The organism is Salicola sp. AFF1 (assembly GCF_056783195.1).
The window spans coordinates 1-240 of sequence record NZ_JBXAYL010000233.1 but is presented as its reverse complement, the minus strand read 5'-3'; the positions used below and the strand labels follow the sequence as shown (position 1 = coordinate 240).

At 73.3% G+C, this 240-nt stretch carries 1 protein-coding gene; it reads left to right on the top strand.

From position 1 onward, the window contains the following. The coding region (locus tag AC1RQI_RS17480; RefSeq protein ID WP_481905874.1) for a hypothetical protein at positions 1 to 240 on the top strand (240 nt) is incomplete at both ends.

Here is a 240-nt window from a genome sequence, read left to right as displayed (position 1 = left end):
CTCGGTGTCCGTCGCGGCCGCCGACTGCTCCGGGTTCTCGTGGCCCTGTCGCCTGTTCCGGGTCGAGCCGGTGGGCGATGTGGTCCCCGCCCCCGACCTGCCGAACAAGCGCTGCGTCAAGGCGCTGCGCGTGGTCGAGGAGCTGCCCGCGTGGCAGGCGCTCGGCCCCAACGGAGAGGCCGTGGCCGCTCTCATCGAGCGCGCTCGCACACTGACCCCCGACGAATCCGGTCGCATGGC